This is a genomic window from Nesterenkonia sp. CL21 (genome assembly GCF_031705515.1).
GTDB lineage: Bacteria > Actinomycetota > Actinomycetes > Actinomycetales > Micrococcaceae > Nesterenkonia > Nesterenkonia aethiopica.
The window spans coordinates 1-1,874 of sequence record NZ_JAUTWR010000025.1; the positions used below are offsets into that span (position 1 = coordinate 1).

The 1,874-nt window shown below is 57.7% G+C and carries 2 protein-coding genes; both read right to left on the bottom strand.

Going from position 1 to position 1,874, the window contains the following annotated elements; translation table 11 throughout:
* Positions 1-861 (bottom strand): carbohydrate ABC transporter permease (locus Q7C18_RS16720; RefSeq protein WP_396954389.1); only part of this gene is annotated, 861 nt, incomplete at its 3' end.
* Between the two features lie 77 nt (positions 862-938).
* A complete protein-coding gene (locus Q7C18_RS16725; RefSeq protein WP_237090185.1) occupies positions 939-1,820 on the bottom strand; it encodes a sugar ABC transporter permease in 882 nt (293 codons plus the stop codon).
* Between the last annotated feature and the right edge of the window lie 54 nt (positions 1,821-1,874).

A 1,874-nucleotide genomic window follows, 5' to 3' on the forward strand; every position in this document is an offset into this window, starting at 1 on the left:
GAACGGATACAGACAGATGATCGGCAACGTGGTCAGCAACATCGTCACCGCCCGCACATTCGACGCGATCTGCGTCGCCTCCGCCGATTCCCCACCCAACTGCTCAGTCCCCGTCGCTCCCGCCAAAAGATTCCGCAGATACACCGTCACCGGATACAGCTCCCGACGATCCAGATACAGAAACGCCTGGAACCACGCATTCCAGAAACTGACCGCATAGAACAGGATCATCGTCGCAATCACCGCCTTCGACAACGGAATCACCACCCGCCACAAGATCCCATACGTCGTCAACCCATCAATCTGCGCAGCCTCTTCCAACTCCGTCGAGAAATTCTCAAAAAACGCCTTCATCACCAACAGATTGAAGATACTGATCGCGTTCGGCAACACGATCGCCCAGATCGTATTCGTCATCCCCAAAGCATTGATCAACACATAGTTCGGGATCAGCCCACCATTGAAGAACATCGTGAACACCGCGACCCCGATGAAGAACCCCCGACCCTTCAGATGCCGCTTCGAGAGCGCATAGGCAAACGACGTCGTCAACACCATCGCGATCGCCGTGGCCACCACCGTATAGATCACCGTATTGGCATAATTACGCCAGAACATCGCATCCGACATCACCACCTCGAACGTGGTCACGTTGAACCCCCGCGGGATGATGTTGACCTGCCCGGAGTTGATATACCCCTCCGAGGAGAACGACTGAGCGATGATATTCACGAACGGATACAACGTCACCGCGCAGATCACCACGATCAACACACCATTGACCACCCGGAAGACCGAATACGACCGCGAATCCTTGATCGCCGTAGACCGCGAACCACGCGGCCCCCCACCCCCAGGCACACCCGAGGACCCCGGACCACCCGGAGGCACCCCCGTCCCAGCAGGCCGCACCCTCTCCGGGGCTTGCGCACTGATAGTCACCACAGGCTGTTTCCTCCCAGCTTTCGTGCGATCCCATTGGCCGAGAGGATCAGGATCAACCCGATGATCGCCTCGAAGAGCCCGATCGCGGTCGCATACGAGAAGTTCGAACTGGTGATACCCACCCGATACACATAGGTGGCAATGATGTCCGCGGTCTCATAGATCAACGGGTTATAGAGCAACAACACCTTCTCGAACCCCACCGCCATGAACGTGCCCACATTCAGAATCAGCAGCACCACCATCGTGGGCATGATCCCCGGGATCGTGACATGCCACATCTGCTTCCACCGATTCGCCCCATCAATCCGAGCCGCTTCATAGAGCTGCGGATCAATCGTGGTCAACGCCGCCAGATACAGGATGGTCCCCCACCCCACCGTCTGCCACACCTCCGAGGAGACATAGATCGCCCGGAACCACTCCGGCTGCTGCATGAACGCGATCCGCTCCACCCCGAAGACACCCAACACCTGATTCAACGTCCCGTTCAACGAGGTCAGCTGCAACACGATCCCCGCCACAATCACGATCGACATGAAATGCGGCAGATACGAAATCGACTGAGCCACCCGCTTGAACACCGTGGACCGCAGCTCGTTGAACATCAACGCCAAGACGATCGGCAACGGGAAACACACCGCCAACGTCAACCCACCCAGAATCACCGTGTTCCAGAACACCCGCCAGAACGTCGGATCATGGATGAACATCTCGATGTAATGGAACCCCACCCACTCATCACCAAAGATGCTCGACCCCGGACGGAACCGCCGAAACGCGATCACATTCCCCGCCATCGGCAGATACCGGAAGATCAGCAGAAACACCACCGGCAGCACCAACAAGCTGTACAGCCGCCAATCCTTCCGCAACGCATGCCGCCACGTATTGGTGTCATTGGTCCCCGCATACCCACCCCGACGACG